General features: G+C 60.0%; 23 protein-coding genes and 4 tRNA genes. 7 read left to right on the forward strand and 20 right to left on the reverse strand.

From position 1 onward, the window contains the following. Positions 1–6 precede the first annotated feature (6 nt). Genes HBR94_RS05505 through HBR94_RS05520 form a run of 4 tightly spaced genes read right to left on the reverse strand, consistent with a single transcriptional unit; the run spans position 7 to position 4,578 of the window. Entirely contained in the window at positions 7–1,029 is a 1,023-nt protein-coding gene (locus HBR94_RS05505) for a LacI family DNA-binding transcriptional regulator (protein WP_057960167.1), read from the reverse strand. Positions 1,030–1,032: 3 nt separating this feature from the next. Then, positions 1,033–2,010: an ABC transporter permease gene (locus HBR94_RS05510; protein ID WP_057960168.1), complete on the reverse strand. Its 978-nt coding sequence runs from the start codon at positions 2,008–2,010 to the stop codon at positions 1,033–1,035. Then, positions 2,007–3,560 carry a sugar ABC transporter ATP-binding protein gene (locus HBR94_RS05515; protein ID WP_120733617.1) on the reverse strand — a complete coding sequence of 518 codons (1,554 nt, stop codon included), beginning with the start codon at positions 3,558–3,560 and terminating at the stop codon, positions 2,007–2,009. Before HBR94_RS05515 ends, HBR94_RS05510 begins: the two co-directional genes overlap by 4 nt. 58 nt (positions 3,561–3,618) lie before the next feature. Beyond that, on the reverse strand, positions 3,619–4,578 hold the full coding sequence (locus HBR94_RS05520) for a sugar ABC transporter substrate-binding protein (RefSeq protein ID WP_057438626.1): 960 nt from the start codon (positions 4,576–4,578) through the stop codon (positions 3,619–3,621). A gap of 517 nt (positions 4,579–5,095) precedes the next feature. Between HBR94_RS05520 and HBR94_RS05525 the strand changes: the two genes are divergently transcribed. From HBR94_RS05525 to HBR94_RS05535, 3 genes are all read left to right on the forward strand, one after another. Next, complete coding sequence (locus HBR94_RS05525) at positions 5,096–6,184, forward strand: asparaginase (RefSeq protein ID WP_170044350.1); 1,089 nt, start codon at positions 5,096–5,098, stop codon at positions 6,182–6,184. 193 nt (positions 6,185–6,377) lie between these two features. Beyond that, positions 6,378–6,629: a DUF1654 domain-containing protein gene (locus HBR94_RS05530; RefSeq protein ID WP_057438624.1), complete on the forward strand. Its 252-nt coding sequence runs from the start codon at positions 6,378–6,380 to the stop codon at positions 6,627–6,629. 4 nt (positions 6,630–6,633) lie between these two features. Further along, a complete protein-coding gene (locus HBR94_RS05535; RefSeq protein ID WP_057438623.1) occupies positions 6,634–7,323 on the forward strand; it encodes an endonuclease I family protein in 690 nt (229 codons plus the stop codon). A gap of 37 nt (positions 7,324–7,360) precedes the next feature. Here HBR94_RS05535 and HBR94_RS05540 read toward each other — a convergent pair whose 3' ends face one another. Continuing rightward, the gene (locus HBR94_RS05540; protein ID WP_115128626.1) at positions 7,361–7,735 is read right to left on the reverse strand and encodes an SPOR domain-containing protein; all 375 of its coding nucleotides are present in this window, start codon (positions 7,733–7,735) and stop codon (positions 7,361–7,363) included. A 248-nt stretch (positions 7,736–7,983) separates the two neighbouring features. Between HBR94_RS05540 and csrA the strand changes: the two genes are divergently transcribed. The 3 genes from csrA to HBR94_RS05555 all read left to right on the forward strand — a co-directional run bounded on the left by csrA (position 7,984) and on the right by HBR94_RS05555 (position 8,998). Next, on the forward strand, positions 7,984–8,178 hold the full coding sequence (gene csrA, locus HBR94_RS05545; protein WP_007920550.1) for a carbon storage regulator CsrA: 195 nt from the start codon (positions 7,984–7,986) through the stop codon (positions 8,176–8,178). A 211-nt stretch (positions 8,179–8,389) separates the two neighbouring features. Next, positions 8,390–8,656: a hypothetical protein gene (locus HBR94_RS05550; RefSeq protein ID WP_057438621.1), complete on the forward strand. Its 267-nt coding sequence runs from the start codon at positions 8,390–8,392 to the stop codon at positions 8,654–8,656. 90 nt (positions 8,657–8,746) lie between these two features. Further along, the gene (locus HBR94_RS05555) at positions 8,747–8,998 is read left to right on the forward strand and encodes a hypothetical protein (RefSeq protein ID WP_147283346.1); all 252 of its coding nucleotides are present in this window, start codon (positions 8,747–8,749) and stop codon (positions 8,996–8,998) included. Here HBR94_RS05555 and HBR94_RS05560 read toward each other — a convergent pair. The 5 genes from HBR94_RS05560 to HBR94_RS05580 all read right to left on the reverse strand — a co-directional run bounded on the left by HBR94_RS05560 (position 8,985) and on the right by HBR94_RS05580 (position 12,685). Beyond that, positions 8,985–9,665 carry an HAD family hydrolase gene (locus HBR94_RS05560; RefSeq protein WP_170044351.1) on the reverse strand — a complete coding sequence of 227 codons (681 nt, stop codon included), beginning with the start codon at positions 9,663–9,665 and terminating at the stop codon, positions 8,985–8,987. The genes HBR94_RS05555 and HBR94_RS05560 overlap by 14 nt on opposite strands. A 98-nt stretch (positions 9,666–9,763) precedes the next feature. Continuing rightward, complete coding sequence (pcp, locus tag HBR94_RS05565; protein WP_170044352.1) at positions 9,764–10,402, reverse strand: pyroglutamyl-peptidase I; 639 nt, start codon at positions 10,400–10,402, stop codon at positions 9,764–9,766. Between the two features lie 7 nt (positions 10,403–10,409). Beyond that, positions 10,410–11,360: a DUF979 domain-containing protein gene (locus HBR94_RS05570; protein ID WP_170044353.1), complete on the reverse strand. Its 951-nt coding sequence runs from the start codon at positions 11,358–11,360 to the stop codon at positions 10,410–10,412. Then, on the reverse strand, positions 11,357–12,082 hold the full coding sequence (locus tag HBR94_RS05575) for a DUF969 domain-containing protein (protein WP_169960205.1): 726 nt from the start codon (positions 12,080–12,082) through the stop codon (positions 11,357–11,359). The genes HBR94_RS05570 and HBR94_RS05575 overlap by 4 nt, the downstream gene beginning before the upstream one ends. A gap of 526 nt (positions 12,083–12,608) precedes the next feature. Beyond that, positions 12,609–12,685 (reverse strand) — tRNA-Val (locus tag HBR94_RS05580). Between the two features lie 183 nt (positions 12,686–12,868). On the opposite strand from HBR94_RS05580, the gene HBR94_RS05585 reads away from it, so the two are divergent. Further along, positions 12,869–14,152, forward strand: coding sequence for an FAD-binding oxidoreductase (locus HBR94_RS05585; protein WP_170044354.1), 1,284 nt, complete (start codon positions 12,869–12,871; stop codon positions 14,150–14,152). A gap of 164 nt (positions 14,153–14,316) precedes the next feature. Here HBR94_RS05585 and HBR94_RS05590 read toward each other — a convergent pair. The 10 genes from HBR94_RS05590 to accD form a co-directional block, all read right to left on the reverse strand. Further along, positions 14,317–14,393: transfer RNA gene (locus tag HBR94_RS05590), tRNA-Asp, on the reverse strand. A gap of 105 nt (positions 14,394–14,498) precedes the next feature. Next, positions 14,499–14,575, reverse strand: a tRNA-Asp gene (locus HBR94_RS05595). Positions 14,576–14,630: 55 nt separating this feature from the next. After that, positions 14,631–14,706: transfer RNA gene (locus HBR94_RS05600), tRNA-Val, on the reverse strand. A gap of 107 nt (positions 14,707–14,813) precedes the next feature. After that, the gene (locus HBR94_RS05605; protein WP_170044435.1) at positions 14,814–15,578 is read right to left on the reverse strand and encodes an SDR family oxidoreductase; all 765 of its coding nucleotides are present in this window, start codon (positions 15,576–15,578) and stop codon (positions 14,814–14,816) included. Between the two features lie 11 nt (positions 15,579–15,589). Next, entirely contained in the window at positions 15,590–16,801 is a 1,212-nt protein-coding gene (locus tag HBR94_RS05610) for an O-succinylhomoserine sulfhydrylase (RefSeq protein WP_057438615.1), read from the reverse strand. Between the two features lie 67 nt (positions 16,802–16,868). Then, positions 16,869–18,374 (reverse strand): amidophosphoribosyltransferase, encoded by a 1,506-nt coding sequence (gene purF, locus HBR94_RS05615; RefSeq protein ID WP_057438614.1) that lies wholly within the window; start codon positions 18,372–18,374, stop codon positions 16,869–16,871. Positions 18,375–18,415: 41 nt separating this feature from the next. Further along, the gene (locus HBR94_RS05620) at positions 18,416–18,973 is read right to left on the reverse strand and encodes a CvpA family protein (RefSeq protein ID WP_057438613.1); all 558 of its coding nucleotides are present in this window, start codon (positions 18,971–18,973) and stop codon (positions 18,416–18,418) included. Positions 18,974–19,222: 249 nt separating this feature from the next. After that, positions 19,223–19,906: an SPOR domain-containing protein gene (locus HBR94_RS05625; protein ID WP_170044355.1), complete on the reverse strand. Its 684-nt coding sequence runs from the start codon at positions 19,904–19,906 to the stop codon at positions 19,223–19,225. Continuing rightward, positions 19,890–21,197 (reverse strand): bifunctional tetrahydrofolate synthase/dihydrofolate synthase, encoded by a 1,308-nt coding sequence (gene folC / locus HBR94_RS05630; protein WP_169990213.1) that lies wholly within the window; start codon positions 21,195–21,197, stop codon positions 19,890–19,892. Before folC ends, HBR94_RS05625 begins: the two co-directional genes overlap by 17 nt. Beyond that, on the reverse strand, positions 21,194–22,114 hold the full coding sequence (gene accD, locus HBR94_RS05635; protein WP_038442050.1) for an acetyl-CoA carboxylase, carboxyltransferase subunit beta: 921 nt from the start codon (positions 22,112–22,114) through the stop codon (positions 21,194–21,196). Before accD ends, folC begins: the two co-directional genes overlap by 4 nt. Positions 22,115–22,306: the final 192 nt, after the last annotated feature.

A 22,306-nucleotide genomic window follows, 5' to 3' on the forward strand; every position in this document is an offset into this window, starting at 1 on the left:
ATTCGTTCAGCGGTTTGAGGCAAACACAGCAGCCAACGGCGCCGTTGACTCACGCAAGACAATGCTCGGCGTGACAATGCGCTGGTCAACCGGCAATTGCGGTGTCGCAATCCGTCGCAGTAACAACTCCGCCGCCGTTTCCCCCAATTGCAGGATCGACTGACCCACAGTGGTCAACGCGGGGTACACATAGCGGCTCATTTGAATGTCATCAAAACCAATCACCGACAGCTCGGCGGGTACCCGCAGGTTGCGCTCGGCGGCCGCCCGCAATACGCCGAAACCGATCATGTCGTTGCCGGCAAATATCGCGCTGGGCGGGTTGTCTGCCAGCAACTGCACCGCCGCCCCATAGCCACCGGTGCTGGTGAAATCGCTTTCCAGCACGCGACTGGCGGGCACCGCGATCCCGGCCTCCTGCAACGCACGCTGGTAGCCGGCCAGGCGCATCTGCGCCACACGGGTATGGGCGGGCCCGCCAATACAGGCGATATCCCGGTGCCCCAGCGCCACTAAATGCCGGGTCGCCAGGTAGGCGCCCTGCTCGTGGTCAATGCGCACCAGGTCCACATCCACGCCTTCCAGGCCCCGGTCGACAATGACCATGGGCGTGCGCACGCCTTTCAAGCCAGCGGCCAGGCCATCGTCATCACCACCGACGGAGGTGACGATCAAGCCGTCGACACGCTTCTCCAGCAACACCCGCAAATAGTTGCGCTGTTTCTCGGCGTTATCGTCGGAGTTGCACAGGATCACGCAGTAGCCATTGCGCTCGCAGTAATCCTCGATGCCCCTGGCCAGCTCCGCGAAATACGGGTTGAGGCTGTTGGGCACCAGCAGGCCGATGGTCGCCGTGGTCTTGGCCTTCAGCGAACGGGCGACCGCGCTGGGCACATAGTCCAACTGCTTGATCGCGGCTTCGACCTTGAGTCGCACGGGCTCGCTGACCGGGCGTGTCCTGTTCACCACATGGGACACTGTGGTGTAGGAAATCCCCGCAAGCGCCGCCACATCCTTGATGGTTGCCATGGCTTAGCCCCGCCGACTGGCGCGTTGACTGCGGTAGGTGTCGAGCACCACGGCAATCACGATAACGGCGCCGGTAATGATGCGCTTGGTCGGCTCGGTCGCACCGATCTGCGCCAGACCGGCCGCCAATACAGAAATAATCAGCACCCCAAAGAATGTACTGATCACCGAGCCACGCCCGCCCATAAGGCTGGTGCCGCCGATCACCACTGCGGCAATCACCTGCAGCTCCAGGCCGGAGCCAGCGTTCGGGTCGGCCGCTTCCAGGCGCGAAATCTGGAACAGCGCCGCCACCCCGGCCAACAGCCCCATCAGGCTGAACACCAGGATTTTGTAGGGTTTTGGATTGATACCCGCCAGGCGCACCGCCTCTTCATTGGTACCGATGCCGATCAGGTAGCGACCAAACACGGTACGCGTCAGTACCGCGTGGGCCACGATAATCACCAGCAACGCAATGATGAACGACGGCGAGATACCAAAGGCCACCGGGTTGGACAGCCAGGCAAAGGAGTCACCGATATAGGCAGTGCGCGACCCGGTCATCTGGTAGGCCGCGCCACGGGCCATTTCCAGCACCCCCAGGGACACAATGAACGACGGAATCCGCCAGGCCACGGTGATCGAGCCGGTGATGGTGCCGGCCAGTGCCGCGCAGCCCATGCCGAGCAAGGCTGCGGGTATCACGCTCCAGCCCCAGCCGAGGATCGCCACGCTGACCGCAGACGCGGCCAGGGCCAATACCGAGCCCACCGACAGGTCAATGCCGCCGATGATCAGGATGAACGTCATGCCCACCGCCAATACCATCAGGTCGGGAATCTGGTTGGCAATGGTGCTGAAGGTGCCATAGGACCAAAAGTGGCTGCTCAGCGCCGAGAACAGCGCAATCATCGCCAGCAATGCACCAGCCAGACCCAGATAGGTGCCCAGGCCGTAGAAATTACCGCCGGCTTTTGCGGTTGGAGTTGCTGTTTTCATGGGTTTGTCCTGGGCGCGGCTTCGTTGAGCAACGCATCACGTTTCTGATAGCCGGCAAATGCGGCAGCAAGCAATTCATCCTGGGTCCAGCTGGCACGCTCGAAGGTCTCGATCAAGCGCCCGGCAGACAGCACACCGATGCGGTCACAGATCAGCATCAGCTCCCGCAGGTCGCTGGACACCACCACCAGCGCCTTGCCCTGACGAGTCAAGTCACCCAGCAGCGCATAGATATCAAACTTGGCGCCCACGTCGATGCCACGGGTGGGCTCATCAAACAGCATCACTGCGCAATCACGCTCCAGCCAGCGGCCGATCACCACTTTCTGCTGATTGCCGCCCGACAACTCGGACACCAATTGCGCCGGGCTGGAGCTGCGGATACGCATGGCGTCAATCTGCCGCTTGGCCAGGGCCGTTTCGTCGCGCCCATTGACCAGGCCGGCGCTGGACACCTTGGCCATATTGCCCAGGGCCGTGTTGGCGCTGATGGACTGGCTCAACAACAGGCCCTCGCCCTTGCGATCCTCGGTAATCAAGGCAATGCCATGGCCTACTGCATCCACCGGCGAACGAATGCTCACCACCCGGGCCGGCGAGCCGAGGGCTACCGTGCCACTGTCGGCCAGGTCGGCACCAAAGATCAGACGCAGCAACTCCGTACGGCCGGCGCCGATCAAACCCGAGATGCCGTAGATTTCACCGGCTCGCACTTCAAAGGACACGTCGTGAACCTTGTCCGCTCGGGTCAGGCCCTTGACCGTCAAGGCCGGCGCGCCGATGGTGCGCGGACCTAGGTCGATGTGCTCACCCAGCTCACGACCGACCATCAACGTGACCAGTTGTTCGCTGTTGTAATTGGCCATCGGTTCGACACACACCAACTGGCCGTCACGCAGCACTGCAATGCGTTGAGCTACCCGTGCCAGCTCTTCCAGCCGATGGGAAATATAGATAATTGCCACGCCCCGGGCCTGCAGGCGGGTGATTTGCTCGAACAGCATCTCGACTTCACGGGCGGTGAGCATCGCCGTCGGTTCGTCGAGGATCAGCACATGGCAATCGCCGATCAGGTTGCGGGCGATCTCGACCATCTGCTGATGGCCAATGCCCAGGCTGCCGACCAGGGTGTCCGGGTCAATGGCATCCAGGCCCACGTGTGCCATGGCCTCAATCGCGGCCTGGCGCAACTGCTTGCGGCTGATCCAGCCACCGCGGTTGGGCAGGTTATCGAGGAACAGGTTTTCGGCAACGGTCAGGGTCGGCAGCAGGTTGAGCTCCTGCATCACCATACGGATCCCCTGCTTTTCCGCCTGGGTCCGGCTGGCAGGGGTGTATGCCTGACCATTGAACTGCATCTGGCCAGTGGTTGGCGTGACCAGACCGCCGATGATCTTCGACAAGGTGCTTTTGCCCGCGCCATTCTCACCCGTCAACGCCAGCACCTCGCCGCGATTAAGCGTCAGGGTGATGTCGGACAGGACAGGCTGGGCATAGGTCTTACCGATACCACTGACCGAGAGGACAGGGGTCGGTGCGGAAGATGACATAAGAAAATCTCCAGGCGCCCGCTCCATGTGAGCGGGCGCTGTAGTGCGCGGCCAGGGGTTATTGCTTGAGGACGAGCTCTACCGGCGTTTCGATCACGCCGTCCACGGACTCGACTTTTTCGCCCTTGACCAGCTTCAGCGCATTCTGGATACCAAATACGGCTTGCTGGGCAGCCGCCTGGTCGGCGGTGGCCAGGACGCGACCGTCGTTGAGCATTGGCTTGATCGCAGCGATGTTGTCGTAGCCAACCACTTGGACCTTGCCCGCCATGCCCGCTGCGCGCACCGCTGAAACGGCGCCCAGGGCCATGTTGTCGTTACCGGCCAGCAGCGCCTTGAGGTCCGGGTATTCGCTCAACATGGCCGCCGCCACCTTGTTGCCCTGGTCGATTTCCCAGTTACCGGACTGCACGGACACAATCTTCATACCGGCCGCACCCATGGCGTCCTTGAACCCGGCGGTGCGTTGCTGGGCATTGGTGGTGGTCGGGACGCCTTCGATAATGCCGACTTTATCGCCACTCGCCAGCTGTTTGGCCAGGTACTCGCCGACCAGACGCGAACCCTTGCGGTTATCCGGGCCTACAAAGGGAACCTCGAGGTTTTTGCTTTTCAACACTTCAGGGTCCAGGCGGTTATCAATGTTGACCACCTTGATCCCGGCATCGGAGGCTTTCTTCAGCACGTTGACCAACGCCTTGGAGTCGGCGGGCGCGATGACGATCGCGTTGACTTTGGCGAGGATCATCTGATTGACGATATCAATCTGCGCCGAGGTATCGGTTTCGTTCTTGATCCCGTTGGTGATCATGTCGAAATCGGCGGCATGGGCTTTCTGATAGTCCTTGGCACCGTCTTGCATGGTGACGAAAAACTCATTGGCCAGGGATTTCATCACCAGGCCGACCTTGGGTTTGGCGGCGGTGTCATCAGCGAATGCAGAGGAGAGAGGCAGGGCAGCGGATGCGGCAGCCAGCACGGCGGCAGCAAGCAAACGTCCAGCGAATGGAAGCTTCATGGGTTCACTCCGATCTTATGATTATTGTGAGCAACGCCTGCACCTTCACTTCACTCACCGAGTGCCGTGAAACACCTCGCAAACGTTTGCGCTAAACAAACTATGCGAATGCTGCCGAATTTTGTCAACGAAAGAAAAGGGCTTTTTCTTCGTTGGCTCTACCTCCTGCCCTACAGCTCGACCAGCTCCTGGCTAAACATCCGGGCGGGGTGATCGTTCTCTAAAAACGACAGATCGGCAGGCACACCTCAGAAGGATGCTGCTGATTTTCCCAGGGTGATTTTCGGACAACCGAACACCACAGCCCCCTGCGTTCGGATATTCGGACACGAGCTGAAGCCAAGAGATCACGCAACATCAAAAAATATGATTTAAATCAACAAGTTAAAATCAAATCCCAAACAAAATCCCGCTGGTACAAATCCTGCTCTTAATCAGCACCTTGTGGCGCTCAGCGCAGCCCGGGGTGTTCTGGATGAACCTGCACAAGCACTCATCAAAACTAGAGAGAAAAATAATGAAATCTGCACTCAAGAACTTTGTTCCGGGCGCTTTAGCCCTGCTGCTGCTCTTCCCCGTGGCCGCCCAGGCCAAGGAAGTTGAATCCAAGACCAAACTGTCCAACGTAGTCGTGCTGGCCACTGGCGGCACCATTGCCGGCGCTGGCGCCAGCGCGGCCAATAGCGCCACCTACCAGGCGGCCAAGGTGGGTATCGAACAACTGATCGCCGGCATTCCGGAGCTCAGCCAGATCGCCAACGTGCGCGGCGAGCAAGTGATGCAAATTGCTTCCGAGAGCATCACCAACGAAAACCTGCTGCAACTGGGTCGTCGTGTCGCAGAACTTGCCGACAGCAAAGACGTGGACGGCATCGTGATCACCCACGGCACCGACACCCTCGAAGAAACCGCCTACTTCCTCAACCTGGTGGAAAACACCGACAAGCCAATCGTGGTCGTGGGCTCCATGCGTCCAGGCACTGCCATGTCGGCCGACGGCATGCTCAATCTGTACAACGCCGTGGCTGTTGCCGGTAGCAAAGACGCACGCGGCAAAGGCGTCCTGGTGACCATGAACGACGAGATCCAATCGGGTCGCGATGTCAGCAAGATGATCAACATCAAGACCGAGGCCTTCAAAAGCGCCTGGGGCCCACTGGGCATGGTCGTAGAAGGCAAATCCTACTGGTTCCGCCAGCCGGCCAAGCGTCACACCATGAACTCAGAGTTCGATATCAAGAACATCAAGAGCCTGCCCGACGTTGAAATTGCCTACGGTTATGGCAACGTCAGCGACACCGCCTACAAAGCCCTGGCCCAGGCTGGCGCCAAAGCCATCATCCATGCCGGCACCGGCAATGGCTCGGTACCGGCCAAGGTAGTACCTGCCCTGCAGGAACTGCGTAAGGAAGGCGTGCAAATCATTCGTTCTTCCCACGTCAATGCCGGCGGTTTCGTTCTGCGCAATGCCGAGCAGCCTGACGACAAATACGACTGGGTTGTGGCCCACGACCTGAACCCGCAGAAAGCCCGCATCCTGGCCATGGTCGCCCTGACCAAGACCCAGGACAGCAAGGAACTGCAGCGGATGTTCTGGGAATACTAAGTTACTGACACACCGCTAACACCCTTGTAGGCGCCGACAGGGACAACAGGTCGTTGTCGGCTCCTGCAAAAAATCCTCGCTGTACACCAATCCGCGTAAACCGTTGTCACACGGACTTCTTGAATTTTAAGCAGTTGCGAATTTACTCACAGTTAAATACTGTATTTTCGTACAGCTCATTAAGGACTCCTCCGTGGCCAAGCCCTCCTCTGCAGCACCGACACCGCCCGACGCCTATCAACGCCTGGCGATCCGTGTGCAAAAAATCATCAATTCCACCAACGCCCAAAAAAACAAGGCCGCGTTGATTTTCCGTTTGCCGGAGGAACCCGAGGACGAGTGGGCACGACTACTGGAGGAAATCGCAGAAAACGACAACGTCACCCTCGCTTATCGCGATGATGGCGGCGTGCAGATTTTCTGGGTCGTACCGAAGGAAGATTGAGTCAATGAGTGTCCGTTTTATCGCCCTGTTCTGTGTTTTTTTTGCTACCGCCGCCCACGCCCAAGCCCCACGTACCTTCAGTGAAGCCAAGAAAATCGCCTGGAAACTCTACGCCCCGCAATCCACTGAGTTCTATTGCGGCTGCAAGTACACGGGTAACCGGGTCGACCTGAAAGCCTGCGGCTACGTTCCGCGTAAAAACGCCAACCGGGCGGCGCGCATCGAGTGGGAGCACATTGTCCCGGCCTGGCAGATCGGCCATCAACGCCAGTGCTGGCAAGACGGCGGACGCAAGAACTGCACGCGCACCGACACCGTCTTCAAACGCGCTGAAGCTGACCTGCACAACCTGGTACCGAGCATCGGCGAGGTCAATGGCGATCGCAACAACTTCAGTTTTGGCTGGTTGCCGGTGCAGAGCGGGCAATATGGTTCATGCCTGACCCAGGTGGACTTCAAGGCCAAGAAAGTCATGCCCAGGCCATCCATCCGCGGCATGATCGCCCGTACTTATTTCTACATGAGTAAACAATACGGCCTGCGCCTGTCGAAACAGGACCGCCAACTGTATGAAGCCTGGAACCGTACCTATCCCGTGCAGCCCTGGGAGCGCCAGCGCAATCAAACCGTAGCCTGCGTGATGGGGCGTGGTAATGAGTTCGTCGGCCCGGTGAACCTGAAAGCCTGCGGATAAACATGAGCGGGATCCACGGATCCCGCCAACCACCGTATTACGGGCGGGCCTTGTGCTCGATCACCAGCGACTCGGCGTCGGTCTTCTTCTTTTTCACCAGTCTTTCCTGCAACTGAACCTGGCGGGCCTCAGCCTCGGCCTTGCTGGCGAACGGCCCCAGCAGCACCAGATCCTTGCCGTCTTCCTTGGCCAGATAGAATGTGAAGCCGTTTTCCAGCAACCAGGCGGTCAGGTCGGTCAGCGCCTGTAATTTATTGTCGGGCGAGCGTACCAGGATATCCCACTGCACAGCGGCAACCGCAGGAGCCTGGGCCTTGGCGGCTTCAGCCTTGTCTCGGGGGGTGTCGAGATTGGGCCCGTCACCACATCCGGCCAACGCCAATACCACAATTGCCATCGCTACTTTACGCACTGCCCTGCCCCTTTAAGGTTCAAAGAGGCAACTTTATCATTCACTGTCTATTCTGGCCGTCATAAACGTTGGCTTAAACATTGCGAAGGATGTTTCCCAGACCTGTATGATGGCGCCATGGGAATTAATGCCGCCTCCATGCGTCCTAAAAGAGGCAGCCACAGGGAAGCGCTTCACAGTAAGCTACACATAACCGACATCCGCCCTGTTAGAAACATGCGTCCTTCAAAGCAATCAAGGAGAAGTCCATGCTGATACTCACCCGCAAAGTCGGTGAAAGCATAAACATCGGTGATGACATTACGATCACCATTCTGGGCGTTAGCGGCCAGCAAGTAAGAATCGGCATCAATGCTCCCAAGGATGTTGCCGTGCATCGCGAAGAGATTTACCAGCGCATCCAGGCAGGCCTGACTGCACCGGACAAACGCGAAACACCTTGAAGCCTCCCCAGTAGCCAGCCCGCTCGTCCCCTGTAACGGCTGGCGAAAGCCCCCTTGGCCTGTCTACGGTATCCCGTGATCAGCGCAGCTCGCGCCAGGCCCTGCCACCGGTTGTCAGCATGCAGGTTCAGCCACGGAACTTGCTGACCGTATCGCAGACAAACCCCTCCAGGAACGTAACAAAACCTTACAGTGCCTTCGGAGCGCGTTGATGAGGCGATCCCGCAAAGAGCCCTACACCTGCAAATCCTGGATGATCGCCCTACTGATTGCCCTGGGTTTTGTGACAATCGGATACGGCCTCAGGCTGTACATGGAAGGCAGCACCACCGCGCAGGATGCCGATACATGGCCTGACCTGGCGCTATTTCTCGGTGGTTATCTGTTCTGCTTCTGCCTCAAGCCCATTCAGTCTGCGATCCAGCGAAAACTCAACCGCCGTGCGTTTCGTCACGCTCGTCAGAAATCCCCCTCCTGACGCACCGATTGGATCCTCTACTTGAAATATGAGGAACTATCCGCCCCGGTAGCACCCATACCCTTACACTTCATAAAAAACGTTATCGATATGGACATAGAACATAACGCTAAAAACCTACAGTCCTTGATCGAACAACTTTCAATAGATAAGCCGAAATCTTCCAGCGAACTGCTGGGCAAGCCCGAGGAAATCCTCGCCGGCCTGCGCGAGCTTTACCTGTTGAAACTGATCACGGGCACTGTCATCCATGGACACATTAGGGATCCACTGGGCTACCAATGGATTGGCGCCGAGAACATCCTGCTGACCCGGCGCGGCGCGGCATTCAAGCCGGTGTAGAAGGCCGCAGACGCAACAGGCCGGCCGCATCACACTGCACGCGCACGCCGTCATAACTGGCAATCGTCGGATGTTCCGTCGCCATCGGCTCCCAATGCGTCGATGTCACCACCACCACATCCGCGCCCGCCGCCTCCCCGGCACGGATCCCCACCGACGCGTCCTCAAACACCAGGCACTCGCCTATTGGCACCCCCAAACGCTTGGCCCCCAGCAGGTAACCGGCCGGATCCGGCTTGCCATTGGTTACATCCTCAGCCGTTACCATGACGGCCGGCGGCACCAGCCCTGCCGCCTGCATACGGCGCAGCGCCAGGGCCTTGGGCGCGGACGTGACCACCGCCCAGCAATGCGCGGGCAAGCTCTGTAGAAACGTCACGGCTCCAGGGATCGCCACCACGCCCGCCACGTCCTCGATTTCTGCCTCGGTAATACCCCGCGCCTCGGCCTGCGCATCTACCCCTGGCAAAGCCTGACGAGTGATGGTGTCGATGGCGCGCACGCCATGGATGGTGGTCAAGAACGCCTCGACGTCCAGGCCATGGCGCTGCGCCCAGGCGGCCCAGACCCGCTCTGCGGCGGCGATGGAGTTAAGGAGAGTGCCGTCCATATCAAACAGGAATGCACGGTACTGACGATCAAATACGGCCGATTCTTTGGCGGACACTGCAGGGTTTCCTCTTGCATTCGTCGCCCGTTGTCGGGCCCTGATGCAATCTACGGATCGGCCCCGAGCTTGTAAACGAACGATGACGCATCAGCGCATCAGCACACCTGGCCGCCACTCTCGGCAATATCACGCGGCGTATTCCAGGCCGCCAGGACCGCAACTCTCAGCCCTTCAACCGTTGTCGCCAACGCCATCGAAGGCTGAGGCTCAGCCGCCTGCCCTGGCAGATACGGAACATGGATAAACCCACTGCGCACACCCGATCCTACCAAGGCATGCTGCAAGCGGTAGAACACCTGGTTACATACAAAGGTGCCCGCCGTTTGCGAAACCGAGGCTGCGATTCCGGCCTCGCGCACCGCCCTGACCATGGCCTTGACCGGCAAGGTGCTGAAGTACGCAGCAGGCCCCTCGGGGGTCACCGCCGTATCCACGGGCTGGGCACCGAGGTTGTCCGGGATCCGTGCATCAATCAGATTGATCGCAACCCGCTCGATGGAAATATCACTGCGCCCAGGCCCCAGCCCCGTGGCAATCACCAGTTGTGGCTGATGCTCGGCCAGCAACTGGTTCAAACAGCTGCCGGCAGTGGCGAAGGCACAGGGCAATTGACGGGCGACGATGGTCACGCCTTCTTGCAATTGCACCCCATCCAGCAGGCGCACCGCCTCCCAGGACGGGTTGATCAGGTCTCGATCGAATGGCTCGAACCCCAACAGCAACACAGTTTCCATCTCGACCTCACATCAACAGATAAAGCAGTACGATATTGACCAGCAACATCATCAATGCCGTGGGTATCTGCGCCTTGATCACCGCGTTTTTGTCCGGTAATTCCAGGAGCGCTGCAGGCACAATATTGAAGTTTGCCGCCATCGGGGTCATCAGCGTACCGCAGTAGCCGGAGAACATGCCGATGGCCGCCATCACCGCCGGGTTGCCGCCATAGATCCCCACCAACACCGGCACGCCCACACCACCGGTCATCACCGGGAAGGCGGCAAAACCGTTACCCATGATCACCGTAAACAGCGCCATGCCCAACACATAGACCATCACCGCGACCAGCTTGTAATCCAGGTTGATGTAGGTGGTGGTGACGTGAGCCACGGCCGTGCCAACGCCGGCTTCGTTGAACAACAGACCAAGCATTGCCAGCATCTGCGGCAGCACCATGGCCCAGCCCAGGGCTTCGGTCAGGCGTCGCGATTCACGCAGGGCCTGCACCGGGGTATCGCGGGTCAGCCAGCAGGCCAAGCCCAGGGCAATCAGGCAGCCGAGACCAAGAGACACGAACGTGGTGTTTTTCGGGTCCAGCAGCGGCACGCCGCCAATCTCGGTGTGCTTGAGCAGCACCGAGCCGATCACCGTGGTCAACGGAATGGCTAGGGCCGGAATAAACAGTTTATGACCCAGCCGACCAGCACTGGCGCGGGACTCCTTGTCATGCAACTCGACATGGGTACCACGCCCTACCCCGCCGAGCCCGGCGATCAGCGCCATCAGCACCACGCCAACACCCACCACCACCGACGGCAGGTGCTCACCCACCAGGAACGGAATGGCGAACAGTAACCAGAAAAACGCTGTTGACCAACGCTTGGGGTGGGTGCGGTCAGACAGGATCATGCCTGCAGTAATCAGCAACAAAACGCCGGCAAGCCAGTACAAGTATTGAATGGAAATGATCATTGCGCGGCCTCCGACTGAGCGTTGGCGGGCGCAGTGGCCGTCAGTTCACGCGTCAGTCTTCGGTCAAACCGGTGTAAACGGATGGCGTGCACAATGAACGCACAAATCGCCGTGGGGATGCCCCAGACCGCGATGTGCAGCGGCTCGACATCAATACCAGAGCCCAGCAGGAAGGTGTGCATCAGGGCAATCGCACCAAAGGCCACGAAGATATCTTCACCAAAAAACAGCCCCACGTTGTCCGTGGCGGCACACATCGCCAGGACCTTGTGCCGCACCTTGTCCGGCAGCTTGCCGAAACGCTTCTCGGCAGCCCCTTCCGCCATCGGCGCCAGCAACGGGCGCACCATCTGCGGGTGCCCGCCAAGACTGGTCAGGCCCATCGCCGCCGTGGACTCGCGAACAAACAGATAAATGATCAACAGACGCCCGACGGTGGCCCGCTCGAAACGTGCAATCCAGTTCTGTGCGTGCAGACGCAAGCCATGGCGCTCCAGCAGGCCGATAACGGCCAGGGGCAGCAGCAGGATCAATTGCAAGGCGCGAGTCTGCAGGAAGCCATCGCCCATGGTGGCGAGGATTTTTTCCAGGGGGAAATGCGCGGCAAACCCGGTGGCAATCGCCGCCGCCGTCACCACCAGTAATGGATTGAAGCGCAACACAAAGCCGACCACGATGACGAGCACGCCAATCAGCGGCCAAAGGTTCACAACAGTTTGCATGGCGTTGAGTCCTTGATTGCGTGCTACGACGCCTGCATCGCTGATAAGCGATAACGGGCAGCCCGACGCGGATTTTTATTATTGACCGAGTAGGTCGAGGGTCACTGGCGGGCATCTTTGCTGCTTGGGGCGGAGGGTGTCCAACAAGAAAAATTGTTGCTGCAAATCAATAAAGTTTGTGAGGGGATGTAAGCCAACCAGGGTCACGTCAGGATTTGCGGGCTCAAATCCTGGCGTGGCCTTTTGGGTAAACCTGCTAGATCAGGGCTGCCAAGCCTTGGAGTTGGCTGCGGCCTTGAATTGGGCGCTGTGTTTAGGGGTGGCCGGGGCCCGAAGTCGCCGAAAATACAGTACGAGCAATAGAGGCTCCCGAAGGAAGACACTTAAGGCGCGACGAAAAGAAAATCAGAGTATCTGGAGACGGGTACGGAACTGGCGTTTTGAGTGAGGCCTTTGCAAATCGCAACAAAAAAGGGCCCACCTTTCGGTGAGCCCTTCTAGACCGCCCAGCAGAGCGGATTTTGTTTGGTAGGCGCGATTGGACTCGAACCAACGACCCCCACCATGTCAAGGTGGTGCTCTAACCAACTGAGCTACGTGCCTGCTGTGAGGCGGCATTCTACGGAATTCCCGAGGGGTGTCAACACCTTTTTTGCAGCTAAGCCTATGAATATGCGAATTTTTTATTTTTTATCAGCAGCGCTGCTTTTTCGAGTGGCTGGCAGGGCATTTTCAACTCAGGTAGGATCGGCGCACTCGTAAAAAATATAAAACAGAGGTTCCAGTATGGCGAACACCCCCTATCCCCAGTCGTATTACGCCGCGTCCGCCAATGCGGCTCCTCCGCGGCCAGTGCTGCAAGGTGAGGTTGAAACCGATGTGTGCGTGATCGGTGCTGGCTATACCGGGTTGTCGAGCGCGCTGTTTCTGCTGGAAAACGGCTTTCGCGTAACGGTACTGGAAGCCGCCAAGGTGGGTTTCGGTGCGTCCGGGCGCAATGGTGGCCAGATCGTCAACAGTTATAGCCGCGATATCGACGTGATCGAACGCAGCGTCGGCCCCCAGCAGGCGCAACTGCTGGGGCAAATGGCGTTCGAGGGCGGCAGGATCATCCGTGAGCGGGTTGCCAAGTACCAGATCCAGTGCGACTTGAAGGACGGCGGTGTATTCGCCGCGCTCAATAGCAAGCACATGGGCCATCTGGAGTCGCAGAAGCGCTTGTGGGAACGCTATGGCCATACCCAGCTGGAGCTGCTCGACGAGCGGCGCATCCGCGAGGTGGTGGCCTGCGAGAACTACGTGGGCGGCCTGCTGGACATGAGTGGCGGGCATATCCATCCGCTCAACCTGGCATTGGGTGAAGCGGCAGCCGTGGAGTCCCTGGGCGGCACCATCTACGAACAGTCCGCCGCCGTGCGTATCGAACGTGGCGCCAACCCTGTCGTCCACACGGCGCAAGGCAAGGTGAAAGCTAAATTCATCATCGTCGCCGGCAACGCCTACCTGGGCAACCTGGTGCCCGAGTTGGCGGCCAAGTCGATGCCTTGCGGCACCCAAGTGATTACCACGGCGCCACTGGGCGATGAACTGGCCAACAGCCTGCTCCCCCAGGATTTCTGCGTCGAAGATTGCAACTACCTGCTCGACTACTACCGACTGACCAGCGACAAGCGCCTGATCTTCGGCGGTGGCGTGGTGTATGGCGCGCGGGATCCAGCGAACATCGAAGCGATCATCCGGCCGAAGATGCTCAAGGCTTTTCCGCAATTGAAGGATGTAAAAATCGACTACGCCTGGACCGGCAACTTCCTACTGACCCTTTCGCGCCTGCCCCAGGTCGGTCGCATCGGCGACAACATCTACTACTCCCAAGGCTGTAGCGGCCATGGCGTGACGTACACCCACCTGGCAGGCAAGGTACTGGCTGAAGCCCTCAGAGGCCAGGCAGAGCGTTTTGATGCGTTTGCCGACCTGCCGCACTATCCGTTCCCGGGCGGCCAACTGCTGCGCACGCCATTTGCGGCACTGGGCGCGTGGTACTACGGGCTGCGGGACAAGCTAGGTTTCTGATCAACACCCTGTAGGAGCCGGCTTGCTGGCTCCTGCAGGTCGAATCATCAAATCGCAGACACAAAAAACCCCGATCTTTCGACCAGGGTCTTTGCTATCGATCCAATCAAGCATAACGCTTTTCTTGGCGCTCTCAGGGTGTTCAGTGGACCCTGGAACAGATATGGCGCAGCGGACGGGACTCGAACCCGCGACCCCCGGCGTGACAGGCCGGTATTCTAACCGACTGAACTACCGCTGCGTATCGCTCAGACTGCTGAAGTGTCACCTTCAACCGCCTTCAAACATCTGACTGAGCAGCCTTGGCTGTTCAATCTCAAATCCGAAACATCGGACCTGGAAAATATGGCGCAGCGGACGGGACTCGAACCCGCGACCCCCGGCGTGACAGGCCGGTATTCTAACCGACTGAACTACCGCTGCGCGTCGGTGCAACCTTTAACGTTGCGTCTTGCCCTAAGGCAAAACTCTCAAGAAGTGGTGGGTGATGACGGGATCGAACCGCCGACCCTCTGCTTGTAAGGCAGATGCTCTCCCAGCTGAGCTAATCACCCTTTGCTTCGTTGAGGCCGCGAAATTTACGCAGATGGCGGACCTAAGTCAAGAGCCTGCTTGAAGTTTTTCTGAAAAAGACAAAATAACGTCAAGCGCAGGACCCGCCCTACTCGCTGTAAATCATCTTCTTGCTCATCCCACCGTCCACCACGAACTCTTGCCCAGTGACGAACCCGGCGCTGCGCGACAGCAGCCACGCCACCATGGCTGCCACGTCCTCAACCGTGCCTACCCGGCCCGCAGGATGCTGCGCATGATTGGCGTCACTCAAAGGCTCTGCACGGCGCGCCGCGGGATCACGGGCGTCGATCCAGCCCGGGCTGACAGCGTTGACCCGCACCTCCGGCCCCAGGCTGATAGCCAGCGCGTGAGTCAGGGCCAACAGGCCACCCTTGCTCGCCGCGTAAGCCTCGGTATCCGCTTCCGACTGCCGCGCCCGGGTCGAGGCCAGGTTGACGATCGAACCACCATGGGCACGCAGATAGGGCGCACAGTGCTTGGCCAGCAGCATCGGCCCACTGAGGTTCACCGCCAGCACCCGATTCCAGTAAGCCAGGTCCAGGCTATCCAATGTGATATTGCGCGGATCGGCCACCGCGGCATTACACACCAGGGCATCCAGGCGCCCGAACTGACCAAGCACCTCAGCCACCCCAAGGGCCACCTGCTGCTCATCGGCCACGTCCATGGTGATAAACCAGGCGTTGTCGCCCAGCACCCTGGACACCTTGGCGCCCCGCTCGCGGTCCAGGTCAGCCAACACCACCTGCCAGCCTTCGCTGACCAGCCAGGCCGCGATCCCCAGGCCGATACCGCGTGCCGCACCCGTCACCAACGCGACCCGGCCATTACTGACGCCAGCCGCCTCCAGGGACCACTCGATCACAAGGCAGCCAGCCCGCGAGCCAGGTCGGCCTGCAAGTCAGTCACATCTTCCAGGCCAACGGCAACGCGGATCAGGCTGTCGCGGATACCCGCGGCTTCACGCTCCTGCGGTGCCAGGCGACCATGGGAAGTGGTGCTTGGATGGGTAATGGTGGTTTTGCTATCACCCAGGTTGGCGGTGATGGAGATCAGGCGTGTCGCGTCGATAAAGCGCCATGCGCCCTCTTTGCCGCCCTTGACCTCGAAACTGACCACAGCCCCGAAGCCACGCTGCTGACGCTGGGCCAGCTCGTGTTGCGGGTGGCTCTTCAAGCCGGCGTAGTGGACTTTCTCGATGCCGTCCTGCTGCTCCAGCCACTCGGCCAGGGCCTGGGCGTTAGCGCAATGGGCCTTCATCCGCAGGCTGAGGGTTTCCAGGCCCTTGAGGAAAATCCACGCATTGAACGGGCTCAGGGTCGGGCCAGCGGTGCGCAAGAAGCCCACCACTTCCTTCATCTGCTCGCCGCGGCCGGCCACCACGCCGCCCATGCAACGACCCTGGCCGTCGATGAACTTGGTGGCCGAATGCACCACGATATCTGCGCCGAGCTTCAGTGGCTGCTGCAGGGCTGGCGTGCAGAAGCAGTTATCCACTACCAGCATCGCGCCCTTGGCGTGGGCCACTTCGGCGAGAGCGGCGATGTCCACCAGCTCTGCCAGCGGGTTGGACGGCGACTCGACAAATAGCAATTTGGTATTGGCCTTGATGGCCGCATTCCAGCCAGAAAGGTCCGCCAGCGGCACGTAGTCGACTTCAATGCCAAAGCGCTTGAAGTACTTTTCGAACAGGCTGATGGTCGAACCAAACACACTGCGCGACACCAATACGTGATCACCGGCGCTGCACAGGCTCATCACCACGGCGAGGATCGCCGCCATGCCGGTAGCTGTGGCGACGGCCTGCTCTGCCCCTTCAAGCGCCGCGATACGCTCTTCGAAGGCGCGCACCGTCGGGTTTGTATAGCGGGAGTAAACGTTACCCGGCACTTCGCCAGCAAAGCGCGCCGCCGCGTCCGCCGCGGTGCGGAACACGTAGCTGGAGGTGAAGAACATCGGGTCACCGTGTTCACCTTCCGGCGTGCGGTGCTGGCCGGCGCGCACAGCCAGGGTATCGAAAGCCACACCATCGAGGTCGCTGTCCAACCGACCGGCATCCCATTCCTGACTCATGCTGCCACTCCTTCACTCAAATTCTTTATTTAACATACAAAACCGGCCCCTCAGGGCCGGTAGTTACTCAGTTGTTGTACAGATCGATGATCGCGCTGACCGCCTGGGTCTTGATCTTCGAGGAGTCGTTACGCGCCTGCTCAATCTTGTTCAGGTACGCCTCGTCGACATCACCTGTCACGTACTTGCCATCGAAGACCGCGCAATCGAACTGCTCGATCTTGATCTTGCCGCCGCCAACCGCTTCGATCAGGTCAGGAAGGTCCTGGTAAATCAGCCAATCGGCACCGATCAGGTCGGCTACATCCTGGGTCGAACGATTGTGCGCAATCAGTTCGTGGGCGCTCGGCATGTCGATACCGTACACGTTCGGGTACCGCACGGCAGGCGCAGCAGAACAGAAGTACACGTTCTTCGCCCCGGCTTCGCGAGCCATCTGGATGATCTGCTTGCACGTGGTGCCACGCACAATGGAGTCATCCACCAGCATCACGTTCTTGCCGCGGAATTCCAGCTCGATGGCATTGAGCTTCTGGCGTACCGACTTCTTGCGAGCCGCCTGGCCCGGCATGATGAAGGTGCGGCCGATGTAGCGGTTCTTGACGAAACCTTCGCGGAACTTGACGCCCAGGCGGGTAGCCAGCTCCAGCGCGGCGGTGCGGCTGGTGTCCGGGATCGGGATCACCACGTCGATGTCATGCTCAGGGCGTTCGCGCAGGATCTTCTCGGCGAGCTTCTCACCCATGCGCAGACGCGCCTTGTACACCGAAACACCATCAATGATCGAATCCGGACGCGCCAGGTAGACGTGTTCGAAGATGCATGGGGTGAGTTTCGGGTTGATCGCGCACTGACGGGTATGCAGCTTGCCGTCTTCGGTGATGTACACCGCTTCGCCCGGCGCCAGGTCGCGCACCAGGGTGAAGCCCAGTACATCCAGGGATACGCTTTCGGAGGCGATCATGTACTCGACGCCTTCGTCGGTGTGACGCTGGCCGAACACGATAGGACGAATGCCGTGCGGGTCGCGGAAACCGACAATACCGTAGCCGGTGATCATTGCCACGACCGCGTAGCCGCCAACGCAGCGGTTATGCACGTCAGTCACGGCAGCGAACACATCTTCTTCGGTCGGCTGCAACTTGCCGCGTTGGGCCAGTTCGTGGGCGAACACGTTGAGCAGCACTTCCGAGTCGGAGTTGGTGTTGACATGGCGCAGGTCAGATTCGTAAATCTCCTTGGCCAGTTGCTCAACGTTGGTCAGGTTGCCGTTGTGCGCCAAGGTAATGCCGTACGGCGAGTTGACGTAAAACGGTTGAGCTTCGGCCGAAGTAGAGCTACCGGCAGTCGGATAACGCACATGGCCAATGCCCATATGCCCGACCAGGCGCTGCATGTGACGCTGATGGAACACGTCACGTACCAGGCCATTGTCCTTGCGCAGGAATAACCGGCCGTCATGGCTGGTCACAATACCGGCAGCGTCCTGGCCGCGGTGCTGGAGGACGGTTAGCGCGTCATACAGCGCCTGATTGACGTTCGACTTACCGACGATACCGACGATGCCACACATGCGACGCAACCCCTACTTAATGAATCTTGACTGAACACTACTTACTGCGGCGCGTTGCCGGGCAAGAGATGTTCCTTGAACGGAAGATCAGCGGGTACGCTGATACCGCTGGCCAGCCACTGACTGCTCCACCCCAATATGAGGTTCTTGGACCAATCTGCAACCAATAGAAATTTTGGCACGAGACTCGACTCCTGCCACCATGCATCCTGCTGTACCGGACCCAGGCTCAACAGCCCGACCGCAACGACCACCAGCAACGCGCCACGCGCGGCACCGAAGGCCATGCCGAGAAATCGATCGGTCCCGGAGAGGCCGGTGACACGTATCAATTCGCCGATAAGATAATTGACCATTGCTCCCACCAGCAGCGTGGCGATGAACATGATGGCGCAGCCCGCGATGACGCGAGCCGAAGGTGTTTCGATATAACCGGCCAGATAAACGGCCAGGGATCCGCCGAACATCCAGGCGACGACTCCTGCAACGATCCAGGTCAGCAGCGACAATGCTTCTTTGACGAAGCCGCGGCTTAGACTGATCAATGCGGAGATGGCGATGATGGCTACGATCGCCCAATCAACCCAGGTAAATGGCACAGTGCAGCCTACAGACGGATAAGGCGGCGCATTTTAGCAGAGCGCTGGGCTATCGGTAAGCGGTGTTTGGCAGTCCATTGCAAATCAATGGGTTGTGGCAAGCCATGGCCATCTCAAGTCAGGCAAAAACCAATGTGGGAGCGGGCTTGCCCGCGATAGCGGTGTGCCAGCCGACTAGACTATCGACTGGTCCACCGTCATCGCGGGCAAGCCCGCTCCCACGCAAGCCTGCATAAACATTTGGATGTTTCAGCCGCGCTCTGGCTGGAAGCGCACCACAAAGCCCTTCAGGTTCTGCTGGCGACCCAGCAAGTCCCGCAGGCGGTCAGCCTCGGCACGCTCGATCAGCGGGCCGACAAATACCCGATTCTTGCCATTGGCAGTTCGGATATACGCGTTATAACCCTGGCTACGCAGGGTTTTCTGCAAGGCTTCGGCGCTTTCGCGATTGGACAGGCTGGCGAGTTGCACCGACCAACTGATCGGCAGGCCATTCGGATCAATACGGCTTTGCCCCACATCAGGCTTGCCCGGGGCTGCGGGCTGCGGTGCGACCGGTTTCGGCGCAGGAGCAGGTGCAGCCGGCTTGGCGGCAACCACAGGCGCAGGAGCAGGAGCAGGAGCAGGAGCAGGAGCAGGTTTTACCACCGGCACACTCGGCTGGATCGGCGCCGAAGGTGCTTGCTGTTCGGCAATTTCCGCATCGGTCGGCACCGGCTCTTCCTCGGGCAGCGCCTGCGGCTCAGGCACCACTACCGGCTCGACCTGGACCTGCGGCATCACCGGCGCCTGGGGCGCCGCCGGTGCTTCGACCGTAACCTGGCGCTGCTCGTCCTGGCGAGAAAACAGCATCGGCAGGAAAATCACCGCCAATGCCACCAGCACCAGGGCTCCGACCATTCGCTGCTTGTATGCGCTATCCAGTAATGCCATGTGCAGCTTCCTCCGTGGAGCGCCGGGCCAACCACTCAAGCGCCTCGGCAACACAATAAAATGATCCGAACAACAGAATCTCGTCCTCGGCCGTTGCCACCGCGCATTGAGCCTCCAATGCAGCGGTTACGCTCGCATGGGACGTCACCGTCGCGCCAAGGTTCTGCAACACCGCCTGCACATCATCCGCCGTACGGGTGCGCGGCGTATCCAGCGGGGCGACGGCCCAGGACTGCACACTACCCAGCAAAGGCGCGACCACACCGTCCAGATCCTTGTCCGCCAGCAGGCCGAACACCGCCAGACGCCGACCCGCCGGCGCCTGGAGCGACAAACGACGCGCCAGGTACTGCGCAGCATGGGGGTTATGCCCGACATCCAGCAACAGGTTCAAGCGCTTGCCTTGCCACTCGAACGAGCGACGATCCAGGCGCCCGACCACCTGCGTACGCTGCAAGGTATCGGCAATCTGCCCGGCATTCCACGGCAGATCCAGCAACAGGTAGGCCTGCAGGGCGAGCGCGGCGTTTTCCATGGGCAGGTTCAGCAGCGGCAGGTCGTGCAGCTCGACCCCCTGGCCCCGCGCATCGACACCGTGCCACGACCAGCGATCGCCTGCCACTTCCAGGCCGAAGTCCCGGCCCCGCAGGAAAAACGGGCAATCCAGCTCGCGCACCTTATCCAGCAAGGTATGGGGCGGGTCCATATCACCGCACAGCGCCGGCTTGCCCTGGCGGAAGATCCCGGCCTTTTCATAGGCCACGGATTCGCGGGTATCGCCCAGGTAGTCAGCATGATCCACGCCAATGCTGGTCACCAATGCGAGGTCGGCATCCACCACATTGACGGTATCCAGACGACCGCCCAGACCGACTTCCAGCACCACCGCATCCAGTTGTTCACGCTCGAACAGCCAGAACGCGGCCAGGGTGCCCATCTCGAAATAGGTCAGGGAGGTTTCGCCACGTCCGGCATCCAGCGCCGCAAAGGCTTCGCATAACTGCTCGTCAGTGGCTTCGACGCCATTGAGCTGCACACGCTCGTTGTAACGCAGCAAGTGCGGCGAGCTGTAGACGCCCACCTTCAGACCCTGGGCCCGCAGCAACGCGGCGACGAAAGCGCAGGTAGACCCCTTGCCGTTGGTGCCAGTGACCGTGATCACCCGTGGCGCCGGCCGCCCCAACCCAAGGCGGGCCGCTACCTGTTGCGAGCGCTCCAGCCCCATGTCGATGGCTGACGGATGCAACTGCTCGAGGTAGGCGAGCCATTCGCCCAGGGTTCGTTGGGTCATAGGTTTGCAGGCACCGGCGGCACAACGATGGGCTCGACCTTAGGCGCGACGTACACCGGGGTCGGCAAACCCATCATCTGTGCCAGCAGGTTGCCCAGGCGCGGACGCAGTTCGGAACGGGCAATGATCATGTCAATGGCGCCGTGCTCCAGCAGGAACTCGCTGCGCTGGAAGCCTTCCGGCAGTTTTTCACGTACGGTCTGCTCGATCACGCGTGGGCCGGCAAAGCCGATCAGCGCCTTGGGCTCGCCGACAATCACGTCGCCCAGCATCGCCAGGCTGGCGGAAACGCCGCCGTAGACCGGGTCGGTCAGGACCGAGATGAACGGGATACCTTCTTCACGCAGACGCGCCAGTACCGCAGAGGTCTTGGCCATTTGCATCAGCGAAATCAGTGCTTCCTGCATCCGCGCACCACCGGAGGCGGCGAAGCAGATCATCGGGCAACGGTTTTCCAGGGCGTAGTTGGCGGCGCGTACAAAACGCTCACCGACAATGGCGCCCATCGAGCCACCCATGAAGGAGAACTCAAACGCCGACACCACCACTGGCATACCCAGCAGCTTGCCGCTGACGGAGATCAGCGCGTCTTTCTCGCCCGTCTGCTTTTGCGCAGCGGTCAGGCGGTCTTTGTACTTCTTGCCGTCGCGGAACTTGAGGCGGTCCACCGGTTCCAGGTCAGCGCCCAGCTCGGCACGGCCATCGGCGTCGAGGAAAATGTCGATACGGGCGCGGGCGCCGATACGCATGTGGTGATTGCACTTGGGGCAAACGTCCAGGGTCTTTTCCAGCTCCGGGCGGTACAACACCGCGTCGCAGGAGGGGCACTTGTGCCACAGACCTTCAGGGACCGAGCTTTTCTTCACCTCGGAACGCATGATCGAGGGGATCAGTTTGTCTACTAACCAGTTGCTCATGCTTTCTTTCTCCAGTACCGGTGGCTTGAACACAGCCCCGCGTATGCCCTTGAGCTAAATTCATTGATGTGGCGATAACAACTGCAGGACGGGGTCAGACGTTCGACCAGCCATTTCCTGCACCTGCCCTCAGCCTTCCAGACAACCCGCCAGTGCGTGGTTGCCACTTCATTGGCGCCGCCCGAGGGCAAC

Source organism: Pseudomonas sp. WS 5412 (assembly GCF_012985615.1).
GTDB lineage: Bacteria > Pseudomonadota > Gammaproteobacteria > Pseudomonadales > Pseudomonadaceae > Aquipseudomonas > Aquipseudomonas shahriarae.